11 protein-coding genes and 1 tRNA gene are annotated in these 12,654 nt (G+C 72.7%); 6 read left to right on the top strand and 6 right to left on the bottom strand.

What is annotated here, in order from left to right; genetic code table 11:
• Positions 1-98: 98 nt before the first annotated feature.
• Both ACZ5DS_RS39470 and ACZ5DS_RS39475 read right to left on the bottom strand, forming a co-directional pair.
• Positions 99-174: transfer RNA gene (locus tag ACZ5DS_RS39470), tRNA-Gln, on the bottom strand.
• Between the two features lie 14 nt (positions 175-188).
• Positions 189-1,058 (bottom strand): hypothetical protein, encoded by an 870-nt coding sequence (locus ACZ5DS_RS39475; protein WP_468248526.1) that lies wholly within the window; start codon positions 1,056-1,058, stop codon positions 189-191.
• A 166-nt stretch (positions 1,059-1,224) separates the two neighbouring features.
• On the opposite strand from ACZ5DS_RS39475, the gene ACZ5DS_RS39480 reads away from it, so the two are divergent.
• Entirely contained in the window at positions 1,225-2,538 is a 1,314-nt protein-coding gene (locus ACZ5DS_RS39480) for a sensor histidine kinase (RefSeq protein WP_468248528.1), read from the top strand.
• A gap of 28 nt (positions 2,539-2,566) precedes the next feature.
• On the opposite strand, the gene ACZ5DS_RS39485 is transcribed toward ACZ5DS_RS39480, so the two are convergent.
• Positions 2,567-3,061 (bottom strand): SUKH-3 domain-containing protein, encoded by a 495-nt coding sequence (locus tag ACZ5DS_RS39485; protein WP_468248530.1) that lies wholly within the window; start codon positions 3,059-3,061, stop codon positions 2,567-2,569.
• A 67-nt stretch (positions 3,062-3,128) separates the two neighbouring features.
• Positions 3,129-3,644 (bottom strand): YwqJ-related putative deaminase, encoded by a 516-nt coding sequence (locus tag ACZ5DS_RS39490; RefSeq protein WP_468248533.1) that lies wholly within the window; start codon positions 3,642-3,644, stop codon positions 3,129-3,131.
• Positions 3,645-3,908: 264 nt separating this feature from the next.
• On the opposite strand from ACZ5DS_RS39490, the gene ACZ5DS_RS39495 reads away from it, so the two are divergent.
• The 5 genes from ACZ5DS_RS39495 to ACZ5DS_RS39515 all read left to right on the top strand — a co-directional run bounded on the left by ACZ5DS_RS39495 (position 3,909) and on the right by ACZ5DS_RS39515 (position 10,407).
• Positions 3,909-4,904 carry an SMI1/KNR4 family protein gene (locus ACZ5DS_RS39495; protein ID WP_468248534.1) on the top strand — a complete coding sequence of 332 codons (996 nt, stop codon included), beginning with the start codon at positions 3,909-3,911 and terminating at the stop codon, positions 4,902-4,904.
• A 10-nt stretch (positions 4,905-4,914) separates the two neighbouring features.
• The gene (locus tag ACZ5DS_RS39500; RefSeq protein ID WP_468248537.1) at positions 4,915-8,202 is read left to right on the top strand and encodes an SUKH-4 family immunity protein; all 3,288 of its coding nucleotides are present in this window, start codon (positions 4,915-4,917) and stop codon (positions 8,200-8,202) included.
• Positions 8,203-8,268: 66 nt separating this feature from the next.
• A complete protein-coding gene (locus tag ACZ5DS_RS39505) occupies positions 8,269-8,631 on the top strand; it encodes a sigma-70 family RNA polymerase sigma factor (RefSeq protein ID WP_468248539.1) in 363 nt (120 codons plus the stop codon).
• Positions 8,632-8,673: 42 nt separating this feature from the next.
• Positions 8,674-8,877, top strand: coding sequence for a sigma factor-like helix-turn-helix DNA-binding protein (locus ACZ5DS_RS39510; protein WP_468248584.1), 204 nt, complete (start codon positions 8,674-8,676; stop codon positions 8,875-8,877).
• A 642-nt stretch (positions 8,878-9,519) separates the two neighbouring features.
• Positions 9,520-10,407, top strand: a complete 888-nt coding sequence (locus ACZ5DS_RS39515; RefSeq protein WP_468248541.1) for a cellulose-binding protein — start codon at positions 9,520-9,522, stop codon at positions 10,405-10,407.
• Between the two features lie 84 nt (positions 10,408-10,491).
• Here the strand turns inward: ACZ5DS_RS39515 and ACZ5DS_RS39520 are convergent, their stop codons facing one another.
• Both ACZ5DS_RS39520 and ACZ5DS_RS39525 read right to left on the bottom strand, forming a co-directional pair.
• On the bottom strand, positions 10,492-12,120 hold the full coding sequence (locus tag ACZ5DS_RS39520; RefSeq protein WP_468248544.1) for a sodium/solute symporter: 1,629 nt from the start codon (positions 12,118-12,120) through the stop codon (positions 10,492-10,494).
• Complete coding sequence (locus tag ACZ5DS_RS39525) at positions 12,117-12,524, bottom strand: DUF485 domain-containing protein (protein ID WP_468248546.1); 408 nt, start codon at positions 12,522-12,524, stop codon at positions 12,117-12,119. The genes ACZ5DS_RS39520 and ACZ5DS_RS39525 overlap by 4 nt, the downstream gene beginning before the upstream one ends.
• Between the last annotated feature and the right edge of the window lie 130 nt (positions 12,525-12,654).

Raw genomic sequence — 12,654 nt, forward strand, 5'->3', positions numbered from 1 at the left:
GGTGGTGACAGCCGAAGGATACCGGGGTGGGGTTGGGGGGATATGAGAGTGGGCCCTGACGGTGGCAGTCAGGGCCCGAACCTGGGTCTTGTGTGCTGTGGCTCCCCCGCAAGGATTCGAACCTTGTCCTGCTAGATCCAAAATCTAGTGTGCTGCCAGTTACACCACGGGGGACAGCGCTTCAGACCTTACCCGAGACGTGCCTGCGCCTGAGCCACGATTCCGCTCCACCAGCCCTCGATGCGGTTGTACAAGTGGGCACTCCTGGCTACGCCGATGACCAGGCAGCCGTGGTAGTCGTCGCCGGTGTTCTTGCGGACCGTCTTGGGGTTGTGTTTCTTCAGGGTCGGCTTGGCGAAGACGGACACGTCCACGTCGGCGACGGCCGCCCAGAAGCGATGGGCCGCATCCACGTCCGCCGACTCGTGGATGAGTACTCGGTAGGTCAGGCGCTCCCGGTCCACATCGAGCAGGTCCAGCCACGCCAGGTAGGTCTGGATCACGCCGGGGTCGCTGTTGACGAAGATCGCTCGCTCGCGTCGGTCGTAGGGCTTGCTCTTCGAACCCTCCGCCCAATAGAGCGCGACCCCCGCCATGAAGAGCTCGCGATCCGTCAGTTCTCCGATGTCCTGGAGAGCTGCGATCTTGGACTCCTTACGCTTGTCGTGCTCTGCGGCGCGGCGCCTTGCGAGTCCCTCTTGCATGAGTGCCCGCTGTTCCTCTGGCGTGTACCTGGGTTCGGGCTTCGGCAGGTCCCTGACCCATAGCGACACCGAACTCCTGGAGCAGCCCAGCGCGACCTGGATCTGGTCGTACGTCCACCCCTGCAGCCGTAGCTCCCGCGCCCTCTCGCGCAGCTCGTCCTTGGCCCTCGGTCGCTTGGTCCACTCCGGCGGCGGTTCCCCCTTCACCAGCCGGTTCAGGATGTCGTTGTTGAAGATCTTCAGCTCGTCCCGGATCTGCCGGAGGCTGTAGCCCTCGCGCCGCAACGCGACCGCTCGCTCCCGCAACCCCTCGAAGTCCCCGTACCTGCCGCTCTTGCCGGATGCATGTGTCATATGGATACCGTCCGGGCGGAATGTTCGCTTCCGGGTGTGAACGGGTGACGTTCAGCAGTTCGAGGGATACCAGCTGGTTTCGAGGTCATTCGATTACGGAGTGTGGTCCGCGCCGGTAGGTGAAAGTCACCGGAAATGCCGTTGCCCGCGCCCGTAGGCTGGAGGCATGACCACGACGGGGGAAGAGCACGCCAGGGCCCTGACCGGCCCATGGTGGTGGGCCAGGTGGCGTAGTGCGGTGCTCGACGGGAGTCTCGCGGTGGTGTCCGCCGTGGAGTGCGGCGCGGAGGGTGTTCCGTTCGCCCGGGACGCCGGGATACCGGTGTCGGTGGGGATCGTGTTCGGTTTGATCGCCGGTTCGGTTCTGCTGGTGCGCAGGAAGTGGCCGATCGCCGTCGTGCTGGTCGCGATCGCGATCACGCCGGCCCAGATGGGGTTCCTGATGGGCATCGTCGGTCTGTACACGCTGGCGGCGTGCGAGCTGCCGCGCCGGATCATCGCGGCGCTGGCGGGGATGTCGTTGCTGGGCACGATGATCGTGACGTTCGTGCGGGTGCGGCAGGACATGGCGCGGGGGGATCTGACCCTCGGGGACTGGTTTGTGCCCTTCGCCTCGATTACGACGTCCCTGGGGCTGACGGCTCCGCCGGTGCTGCTGGGTCTGTATGTGGGGGCGCGGCGCCGGTTGATGGAGAGTCTGCGGGAGCGGGCGGACAGTCTGGAGCGGGAGCTTCAGTTGCTCGCGGAGCGGGCGGAGGAGCGGGCCGAGTGGGCGCGGGGTGAGGAGCGGACTCGGATCGCTCGTGAGATGCATGACGTGGTCGCGCATCGGGTGAGTCTGATGGTGGTGCATGCGGCGGCGTTGCAGGCGGTTGCCCGTAAGGATCCCGAGAAGGCCGTGAAGAATGCGGCTCTGGTGGGGGACATGGGGCGGCAGGCGTTGACCGAGTTGCGGGAGATGCTCGGGGTGCTGCGGTCGGGGGACGGTCTGGAGCGGCGTGCGGCGTCGGTGCCGTTGGTCGCGGTGGGGGTGGCGGCTGCGGAGGCGGCGTCGAAGGCGGCTGTCGAGGAGGCGGCTGTGGACGGGCCGTGTCTGGCGGAGCTGGAGGAGTTGGTCGGGCAGTCGGCGGCGGCCGGGATGGTGGTGGCGCTGTCGGTCGAGGGGGAGGTGCGGTCGTATGCGGCGGAGGTCGAGCAGACGGCGTACCGGGTGGTGCAGGAGGCGTTGACGAACGTCCACAAGCATGCGGCGGGTGCGAAGACGCATGTGCGGTTGGCGCATCGGGGGGTGGAGATCGCGATGCAGGTGGAGAACGAGCCGCCGCCGGAGCCGGCGTCCGCGTCGGCGGCGGGGTTGCCGTCGGGTGGCAATGGCTTGGTGGGGATGCGGGAGCGGGTCGTGGCGCTGGGCGGTGTGTTCGTTTCGGGGCCGACGGATGCGGGGGGTTTCCGGGTGTCGGCGGTGATTCCGGCGGCGTAGCCCGAGGTATCCGGAGGTATGGGGTGGGTCAGGCGACGGTGAGGCGTACCGGTTCTGTGCCGCCGATGAGGGTGGACAGGGCGTGGTCGATGTCGGGGCCGACGTACCAGTCGCCGGTGTGGTCGAGGGTGTAGACGCGGCCGTCGGTGTCGATGGCGAGGAGGGCTGCGGTTTCGGTTTCCGCGCCGAGGGGGCTGACCTCGGTGCCGAGGGCGCGGCCGAGGTCGCCGAGGGTGCGGGCGAGGTGGAGGCCGTGCAGGGGGTCGAGGTGGAGGGTGGCGGGGGCGACCTGGCGGCCGGGGCCGGTGGGGGTGATGCGGAGTCCGCCGAATTCGGCCCAGGCTTCGACGGCGGCGGGGAAGACGGTGTGCCGGTGTCCGGCGGGTGAGGTGTGGTCGCGCAGGGTGTCGGCCCAGATCTCTGCCTGCTTTATGTCCCAGCGTCCGGGTTGCCAGCCTGCTGTGCGCAGGGTGGCGTCGACGGGTACGGGGAAGCGCGTGGTGGACTGGCGGTCGGGGTGCATCGGCCCTTCGATCGTCGTGCTTGCCGTGGTTGTGGTGGTTGTGGTGGGTGCCGGGTGCGGCGGGGTGTCAGGTGTCGGCTGCGGTGGAGTCGACGATGCGGACGCCGAAGTGGGCGCTGAGGGCGGTGCAGGTGCGGCAGGGGGTGGCGAAGCTGCCGTGGAGGGGGTCGCCGTCCTCGCGTATGCGGCGGGCGGTGAGTTTGGCCTGTTTGAGGGTTTTGCGGGCTTCGCCGTTGGTCATGGGTTTGCGGGCGGCGCGCTTGCTGCGGGCGGCGTCGGCGGCGGCGATGTGCCGGGAGATGAGGATGGTTTCGGCGCAGCGGCCGGTGAAGCGGTCGCGTTGGGCGCTGGTGAGGGTGTCGAGGAAGTCCTGGACGAGGGGGTGGAGGGGCGGGGGCTGGTCGCCGCGGGCGGCGGTGCCGGTGAGGGTGGTGCCGCGGACGGAGAGGGCGGCGGCGACGGTGGGCAGGATGCCGTCGCGGCGGTGGAGGAGGGTGGGGGCGGGGGGTGTGTCGGTGCCGCTCCAGCCGATGCGAGGGTCGCCGGCCCGCACGTCGTTACCTCCGGTCTGCAAGGTATTCATGATCGTCTTCCCCTCCCCCGGGCGTCCCCCGAAGGACACAGAGTGCCAAATGCCGTGGCTGGTGCGGAAGCTGGGGCGGTGCGACACGCCCGGGTTTGGGCGGGCTGTCACGGCGGGGTGACGGCTGGTCACGAAAGCGGAGGCGGGAAGTGGAGGGGTGGGGTGGTGGGCCGGTGACCGTGGTTCGTGTACCGCATAGGCTGTCGCCATCCGCGATCGACACCGCCGTTCAGGCCAGAGAGAACGCCGCAGGGGGCAACCGCCATGACGACAGGTCGGCTCGGGCAGCAAGCCGCGCCGCCGAACGCGGCCTATGCCGGGCAGGTCGTGCACTTCCCGGATCCGGTTCGGGCGGCACGTCACCCGAGAGGGGTACGGATCGACGAGCGCGGTTACCCGGATTTCTCGGCGTACGCGCGCGCGGCGGCGGAGATCGCCGATCCGCCGGAGGGTTTCGGCGTCGACGAGCTGCGGCTGACGGACTATGTGTCGGCGAACGCGGCGCTCGCGGCGTCGGGGCACGAGTTGTGGGACACGGTGCCGGATGTGGCGACGCCGCACGGCTGGACGTGGCATCACGTGGTGGGTTCGCGGCGGCTGGAGCTGGTTCCGGTCGAGGTGAAGGCGTTGCTGCGGCATCACGGTGGGGTGGCGACGGCCCGGGTGGACCAGGGCAAGCGTGGTACGCGGCCGTTGCAGGAGACGCGTCCGGCGCACTTCGGGCTGCCGAAGTCGGGTGTGGCGGTGACGGAGTCGCAGGTGCAGGGCGTCGAGGAGGACCTGGGCTATCGGCTGCCGGGTGCCTACCGTTCGTTCCTGAAGGCCGCGGGTGGTTGTGCGCCGGTGGGTGCCGCGCTGGATGCCGAGTTGGGGTTGCTGTTGGACCAGCCGTTCTTCACGGTGCGGGACGAGGCGGCGGTCAATGACCTGGTGTACGTCAACAAGTGCCTGCGCGACCATCTGACGAAGGATTACCTGGGCGTCGGTTTTGTGCAGGGTGGTCTGCTCGCGGTGAAGGTGAAGGGCGCGCGGATCGGTTCGGTGTGGTTCTGCGCGTACGACGATGTGCGGGATGTGGATCCGTCGTGGTCGCCGGCCGAGCGGGTGGAGCGGTTGCTGCTGCCGTGCGGTGACGATTTCGACGCCTTCCTGTCGCGGCTCGCGGGCAATCCGCCGGAGTTGGAGACGGTGGCGAACCTGATGGTGGACGGCGGTTTCGCGCGTGCCGTCCCGGTGTCTTCCGTGCCGGTGGGGGAGTGAGCTGCGAGCGATGGTGACTTTCGCGCAGGCGCAGGAGCGCGCCGAGGAGTGGATCAACGGGGATGTCCCGGCGTACCAGCATCGTGAGGTGCGGGTGCGGGAGTTCGAGCTGGGTTTCGTGGTGTGGGGCGAGGACCGTGCGGAGGGCCCGCGTTCGGACGCTGGTGCGCAGCGGCTCGTGATCGCCCGGGACAGCGGTGAGGCGACGCTGTGGCCCGCGCTGCCGGTGGGTGAGGTGATCCGCCGGTACGAGGAGGAGTACGGCCGTGCCGGCGAGGTCGAGGACGCGGTGCCGGCGCCTGCTGCCGCTCGGGTGGATCTGAATCAGACGTCGTTCCTTTTGAGTCCGCCGGAGTGGCTGCAGGAGGCGGCGGACAAGCTGGGCATTCCGGATCGGCGGTCCGGGGCGGGGGCGACGTCAGGGGTGGCGTCCGCGTCTGCGTCGGGGCAGGGGGAGGTCGCGGGCGCGTCGGCTGCGGCTGACTCTGGTGCTGGTGCTGGTGCTGGTGCGGTCGGTGGGGGTTCCGCTGGGAGCGGGGTGCTTGCCGAGACGCAGGCAGGGGTGCCCGCGGGGACGGATGCTCCTGCTCCGGCTTGGGGTGCGCCGGCTGGAGCCGGCGGTACTGGTCCGGGTACGGGTGCGGCCGCTGGGTCCGGCAGTGGTGCGTCGTGGCCGGCTGCTGGGGCGCCCGGTGGGGCGCAGGGTGTGCCGAGTGCGCCGGAGGTGCCTGCCGGGGCTACGCCGTGGGCCGGTACGGACACGAACGCGGATGCCGGTGAAGACCGTTCGGTGCCGTTGCCCGCGACGGTGTTCGCGCCGCCGTTGAGCGACCCGGGCAACGGGGCTCCCCGCCCGCCGGCGGCCACGCCGGACGCGAAGACGGCGTTGATGTCGGGGGGCAGCCAGCTGCCGCCCACGGCGGTCGCACCGGCGCTCGATGCGTCGAACGCGCCGGGAGCGCAGAACTTCCCGCCGGGTGCGCAGGGTGGTGCGCAGGGTGGTGCGCCGGGGGCGCCTGGCGCCGTGTACGCGCCGGGCGTGCCGGGTGCACCCGGGGCGCCCGCTGCTCCTGGTGCGCCGGGCGTTCCGCAGGGCAGCACACCTCCTCCGCCGCCTTCGGGTGACCCTCAGTACGGCTACCCGCAGGCGCCGGTGGCACCGGGCACGCCCCCACCGGGAGCGCCCGGCTACAGTCCGGCGCCCGCCACGCCGCCCGCGCCCCCTGGTGCGCCGGGTGCCCCGCAGGGCAGCACGCCTCCTCCGCCGCCTCCGGGCGCCGCACAGTACGGCTACCCGCAGGGCCCGGGCGCGCCGGGCGCCCCCGGTTACGGCTATCCGCAGGCGCCGGGCGCTGCCCCGAACGCGCCGCAGCCTCCGGCCGGTCCGGCCGCGCCTGGGCGGCCGCTCCCGCCGAACGCCAGTGACATCGCGGACGCCGCGACGAGCAAGGCCGCACCGCCCCCGCGCAAGGCGCGCGGTGGGCTGGGCACGCCGCCCCCTCCGCCGGGCGTCCCTGGTGCGCCGGGCGCGCGCCCCGGGAGCATGCCTCCGCCGCCCCCGGGTACGCCGGGCACGCCTCCCGGTGGGTACGTGCCGACGCAGCTCGTGTCGGCGCTCGGCCCCGAGGGACCTGAGGGGCAGGGTGCTCCGGGTGCTCCGGGTGCTCCGGGTGCTCCGGGTGCTCCGGGTGGTGCTGGGGGCGCGGGGCTGGCGCCGGCGCCGGGCGCGCCCAATGGTCCGGGCGCCCCCAACCCGCCTGGCGCGCCGGGTGTTCCCGGTACGCCTCCGGGCAACGTGCACCACGCGGCCACGGTGCTGGCCGACCCGAGTCAGATGGGAGGGGGCGCGCCGCAGCCACCGGGCGCCCCGGGCGCCCCGGGTACGCCGGGTGTGCAGCCTGCTCCGGGCGCCCCGGGCATGCCCAATCCGCCTGGCGCTCCCGCGGCTCCCGGCGCCTCTGGCATGCCCCCCGCGCCCGGCGCGCCTCAGCCCCCGAGCGCCCTCGGCGCACCCCAGCCTCCCGGCGCTCCTGGCGCTCCCGGCGCCCCCGGTGGCGCGCGGGGCGCCGTGCACCACGCGGAGACCGTGCTGGCCGCGCCTCCCGTGGGCGGTCCCGGCGCGCCTCCTCCGCCGCCCGCCCCCGGCGCACTCGGTACGCCGGGCGCTCCCGGTATGCCGCCGGGTGTCCCGGGCGCCCCGCAGCCGATGCCGCCGGGTGTTCCGGGCGCCCCACAGCCGATGCCGCCGGGTGCGATGCCGCCGCCGGGCGGGCCGATGCCGGGTCAGCCGCCGGCGTACGGCTATCCGCAGCAGCCCACCGGGCAGCCGACGGTGGGCCCCGGCTACCAGGCCGTGCTGCGCTACCGCGCGCAGGACGGTTCGGAGCAGCAGCTGATCCGGCGTTCGGCGCCGGGTACGCCGCACCCGGAGTGGCAGATCTTCCACGAGCTGCGGGCGATGAACGTGCCGCCGGACCAGGTGCTGGAGCTGCACACGGAGCTGGAGTCGTGCGAGCTGCCGGGTGCGTACTGTGCGCGGATGATCCGGGAGCAGTGGCCGCAGGCGCGCATCACGAGCATCGCGCCGTACGGCACGGACCACGCGAGCCGGCAGCAGGGCATGCAGCAGCTGCTGGCGCACCAGGGCGAGTTGCACCAGGTGGCGGACGGGCCCGCGCGGCCCGCGCCGGTGCGGGCGCCGCTGCTGCCGGTGCAGGCCGTGCCGCCGATTCCGCCGGAGGGGATCGGGCAGGAGCTGGCGGCGGTGTTCGGGCCGGGGATCTTCCGGTTCGAGCAGCAGGCGGTGTCCCGGCAGGGCGTGCCGCCGGTCGTCGCGCACACGTTGGTGGTGGCCGGGCTGCCGGTGGACCTGGGCCCGTTCTTCTGGGCGCAGGCACAGCCGGGCCGTCCGGTGCCGACGCTGGCGGAGCTGGCCGCCGAGCGCGGGGTGCAGCCGGCCTCGGACGCGGGCTCGTACCTCGTGATGGGTACGGACTTCGGCAGGGCGATCTGTGTGCAGTACGGGACGGCGAACATCGTGGCCGTGCCCGTGGAGGCGGGGCCGGGCGGTGCGCCGGTGCCGCCGCAGTTCGTGAACACCGGGCTGCCGGAGTTCGCGCGGTGCCTGGCGCTGCTGGGCCGGATGTGGCGGCTGCGGTACGGGCTGAACCAGGAGCAGGCGGGCCGCTGGACCGTCGACTTCCAGGCTCAGCTGGCCGCCCTGGACCCGGCGGCGCTCGGTTCGCCGGAGAGCTGGTGGTCGGTGCTGCTGGAGCAGATGTGGGACGGGCTGCTGTAGCCCGCGCCCCTGGAGTCCGATCTCGCGTCATGCCCTTCACGCGCGCGTGAAGGGCATGACGGGCGGGTGGACTTCGAGCCGTTCCGGGGTGAGCTGGTGGCGTACTGCTATCGCATGCTCGGCTCGTTCCACGAGGCCGAGGACGTGACGCAGGAGACGATGCTGCGGGCCTGGAAGGCCCGGGACCGCTACGACCCCGCGCGCGCGTCCGTGCGGACCTGGCTGTACCGGATCGCGACCAACGCCTGCCTGACGGCACTTCAGGGCCGCGCCCGCCGCCCGCTGCCGCCGGGCTCGGGGCGCCGAGCGAGGATCCGGACGCGCCGCTCACGCCGGCGCTCGACATCCCCTGGCTGGAGCCGTTCCCCGAGGCGCGGTCCGATGTGGAGGCGCGCGGACCTCCGGCTCGCGCTGGTGGCGGCGCTGTAGCTGCTCCCGCCGCGGCAGCGGGCCGTCCTCGTGCTGCGCGAGGTGCTGGAGTTCTCCGCCGCCGAGGTCGCCGGCCGGCTGGGGACGTCCGTGGCCGCCGTCAACAGCGCGCTGCAGCGGGCACGCGCCGCTCTTGCGCGCGGGGCGGCGCGGGTGAGGTCGTCGAGCCGGACGACCCGGAGGTGCGGGCGGTGGTGCAGCGGTATGTGCGCGCCTTCGAGGCCACCGATGTCCCTGCGCTCGTAAGGCTGCTGACCGAGGACGCGGTCCTGGAGTGTCGTGGGCGGCCGGGTCGCGCGCAACGTGGTGTTCGCGGAGCCGCGCGTGCTGGCCGCGTTCGCGCCCCCTCCGCCCAGCTCCCTTGTGGCCCGGGCGGGACGATCCTCCTGCGCAAGCGGGGGGACCCCCAGCCAAGCGGATGAACGCCGTGCCGAAGCTGGTCGCCTCCCGCACCGCGCCCGACCTGTCGGCGTGGTCCGACTCGCGGCTGCTGACCTTCCCGGTCGTGTTGGGCCAGGGCGGCTGTTCCCCGCCGGAAGTCCGCCCGCCGAGCTGGAATGCCTGTCGGCCGAACGGGTCGGCGCGGCCGTCCCGACGCGGCACCGGCGGGCGGGGCGATGACCGTCCGCTTCCCCGCCCCCTGTCCGGGCGTACCTCCAGCAGCTCGCGCCCGTCCGCAGCATGATCGTCACCCTGGAGGAGGACGTGCTGTAGCGGGGCCTGCCCGCGGCCCCGGGGACACGCGCGGGTCGGGAAGTGCGGCAGCGGGGCGGGATTTCGGGCGTGACGTTTCTGTGGAGTGTCGCGTTATGCACGCTTGCGTCCGATCCATCAAGATGTGCGCGAAATCATCCTGTCGTGTATGTCCGGTGGAGAGGGGTTCCCAGGGTGAGCAGCGCATCGATTCCGCCGCACGGCTTCCCGACCGTCCGGGGGCGCGCCTACCGCCCCGACCAGGTCGACGCGTACATGGAGGCGCTGTCGCGGGACCGGGACGCCGCGTGGGAGCGCGCCGCGCGGCTGACCGTGCTCGCCAAGGACATGGGCGCGGAGGCCGCGCGGTTGCGTGAGGTGGTCGCGCAGCTCCCGCCGCAGACGTACGAGACCCTCGGGGAGCAGGCGGAGCGCATCTACCAGCTCGTGCTGCGGGAGGCGGCGGACATCCGCGAGAGCGCGCAGCGCGAAGCGCACGAGCGGGTCGCGCAGGCCGAGGCGTACGCCCTCGGTGTACGCCAGGCGGCGCGGGACGCAGCGGATGCGCTCTACGCGGAGGTTGAGGAACGCGCCCGCCAGTGCCTCCTCGCGGCGCGCGCCGAGGCCGACGACCTGCGCGTCGTCACCCGGCACGAAGTGAAAGAAGAGCGCGCGGGAGCGCTCGCCGCGTTGCGCGAGGTACGGCAGCGCACCACCGCCATGCTCGCCGAGCAGACCAGGGAGCACGCCGAGCAGTGGGCCGAGGCCGAGCGCGAGGAGGCCGAACGCTCGGCCGCGTTCGAGGCCGACCACGCCGAGCGGATCACCCGGGCCGAGGAGGCCCTGTCCGAGGCCGAACGCGCCCTGGGCGAGGCCGAGGAGTCCGCGCGCCGCTGCCAGGAGGAGGCAGACGCGCGTGCCGCCGAGCTCCTCGCCGAGGCCCGCGTGCGCGAGGAGTGCATCGCCCAGGACACGGAGCGGCTGCTGCGCGAGCACAGCGAGACCTGGGACGACGTCCAGGCGCACATGGACTACGTACGCAGCAGCCTCATCTCGCTGCAGGGCCGAGCGGCCCTGGAGTAGCCGAGCCGCCCTGGAGCGGCGGAGCCGTCCTGGAGTGGCGTGCGGCGCCGGAGCAGCGGCCGTCCTGCCCGACCGACGGCGTCCTCAACCACCCTTGCGCACCGCCCCCGCAAGGATCCGCCCCTCCACCGCCTCGTACTGCCGCCGTTGTTCCTCCGCTTCCCGGCGGCCCGAGGCGACCGTGCCCAGCCAGCCGAAGAAGAAGCCGGCCGGGATGGAGACGATCCCGGTGGTGGTGAACGGGAACCAGTTGAAGTCGGCGTCCGGGAAGGCCGCGACGGGCGAGCCGGAGACGAGGTTGGTGCCCGGCATGAGCAGCAGCACGGTCAGCGAGCCGCCGAGCAGCGTGCCCATGAGCCCGCTGCGGGTGTAGCGGCGCCAGAACAGGCCGTACACCAGGGCGGGCGCGAGGGCGGAGGCGCCCAGGCAGAAGGAGAGCGTCGCCAGGGGCTGCAGGCTGTGGTGCTGCACCAGGGCGGCCAGCAGGATCGTCGGGATGCCGATGGCGAGGGCCGACAGGCGGGCGAGGGCCATTTCCCGGCGGGCCGGCATCTCCCGGACGCGGGTCGCGAACACGTCGTGGGCCAGGGAGTTGGCGCAGGCGAGGATCATCCCGGCGACCGAGGCGAGCACGGTCAGGAAGATCGCCGTCGTCACCATGGTGAACAGGAAGGACTCCGCCGTCGACACCTCGCGGCCGAACGCGGCGCGCGAGCCCAGCAGATAGGCCGTGTTGCCCTGCGGGTCGGCCGCGGTGATCGCCCTGCGGCCGACCAGGGCCGTGGCGCCGAACCCGATCACCGTGATGACCAGCACGAACAGTGCCACGAGCGACACCGCCCAGGACAGCGAGCGGCGTACCTGGCGGGCGCTGGAGGCGGTGTACATGCGCATGGTGATGTGGGGCAGGCAGGCGCCACCGAGCACGATGGTCAGCTCCGAGGTGATCATGTCCAGGCGGGCGCCCGGGTGCCCGGCGAACTGGAGTCCGGAGTGCAGGAAGGCCGGCCCGGCCCCGCTCTGCCGCGCCGCCGCGTCGAACAGGGCGCCCGGGTCCCAGTCGAAGCGGCGCAGGATCAGTACGGCGACCGCGGCACCGGAACCGAGCAGCATGACGATCTTCAGGATCTGGACGAGCGCGGTGCCCTTCATGCCGCCGATCGCGGCGTAACTGATCATCAGCACGCCGAGTCCGACGACGCAGCCGGTCTTCAGCGACTCGTTGGAGAAGCCGAGGATGAACGCCATCAGCTGTCCGGTGCCGGCGAGTTGGACCAGCATCATCGGCAGCAGCGAGGCGATCGTCACCGCGCAGGCAGCGATCCGCACGCTGCGGCCCGGCATCCGGCGGGCCAGCGCGTCGCCCATGGTGAACCGGCCCGCGTTGCGCAGCGGTTCGGCCAGCAGGAACATCAGCAGCATCAGCGACAGCGCCGTACTGAGGGCGAGCACGACACCGTCGTAGCCGCACAGGGCGATCACCCCGCTGGTGGCGAGGACGGTCGCGGCGGAGATGTAGTCGCCGGCGATGGCCAGGCCGTTGCGCAGCGGGGACAGGGAGCCGTAGCCGGTGTAGAACTCGTCGAGGTCGTCGCGGTCCGGGCCGGTCATCACGCACAGCAGCAGGGTCAGCGCGACGACGGCGGAGAAGGCGACCAGCGACATGGTCTGCGCCGAGCCGGTGAGACCGGGGGCGCCAAGGGTGCTGTTCATCGGCCCGCTCCTCGCCGTGCGTCCAGTTCGGCCTCCTTGCGGATGCGGTCCGCGAGCGGGTCGACGTGGCGGCGCGCGGTGTGCTCGTACAGGGCGATCGCCAGCCAGGTGACCGGGAGTTGGAGGAGGGCGAGCAGCAGGCCGGCCGGGATGCCGTCGGCGACGGTCGCCGTCATGACGTCGGGGGCGAACGCGGACAGGACGAGGAACAGGGTGAAGTAGCCGAGCGCGGTGAGGGTGGCGGTGCGGCGCTGCCAGCGGTAGGCGCCGCGCAGCACGCGCAGGTCGCTGTGGTGTCCGAGGGGTTCGCGGGTCGGCGTGCGGCGCGGGCGGGGCGGTTCGGGGGGTGGGGGCTGCCAGGGGTAGGTCAGGTACGACGGCTCGTGCGGCGGGTCGTAGGACATCCCGGGGCTCCTTGCGTGGCTCGGGTCCGTGGCGGCGGACCGCAGGGAGGTGGGGGGTGGGCGGGTCCACGCACGCTACTCGCGGGTTCCCGGGCCGCGTGGCGTTTTCACCGAACTGGCCGGTCGGTAT

The sequence above is a fragment of the Streptomyces sp. NPDC031100 genome (assembly GCF_055570785.1).

Excerpts from the sequence above, each read along its gene's own strand:
- ACZ5DS_RS39525 (WP_468248546.1), bottom strand. The coding sequence starts at position 12,524 with ATGTCCTACGACCCGCCGCACGAGCCGTCGTACCTGACCTACCCCTGG.
- ACZ5DS_RS39480 (WP_468248528.1), top strand. The coding sequence starts at position 1,225 with ATGACCACGACGGGGGAAGAGCACGCCAGGGCCCTGACCGGCCCATGG.
- ACZ5DS_RS39500 (WP_468248537.1), top strand. The coding sequence starts at position 4,915 with ATGGTGACTTTCGCGCAGGCGCAGGAGCGCGCCGAGGAGTGGATCAAC.
- ACZ5DS_RS39475 (WP_468248526.1), bottom strand. The coding sequence starts at position 1,058 with ATGACACATGCATCCGGCAAGAGCGGCAGGTACGGGGACTTCGAGGGG.
- ACZ5DS_RS39490 (WP_468248533.1), bottom strand. The coding sequence starts at position 3,644 with ATGAATACCTTGCAGACCGGAGGTAACGACGTGCGGGCCGGCGACCCT.
- ACZ5DS_RS39495 (WP_468248534.1), top strand. The coding sequence starts at position 3,909 with ATGACGACAGGTCGGCTCGGGCAGCAAGCCGCGCCGCCGAACGCGGCC.
- ACZ5DS_RS39485 (WP_468248530.1), bottom strand. The coding sequence starts at position 3,061 with ATGCACCCCGACCGCCAGTCCACCACGCGCTTCCCCGTACCCGTCGAC.
- ACZ5DS_RS39520 (WP_468248544.1), bottom strand. The coding sequence starts at position 12,120 with ATGAACAGCACCCTTGGCGCCCCCGGTCTCACCGGCTCGGCGCAGACC.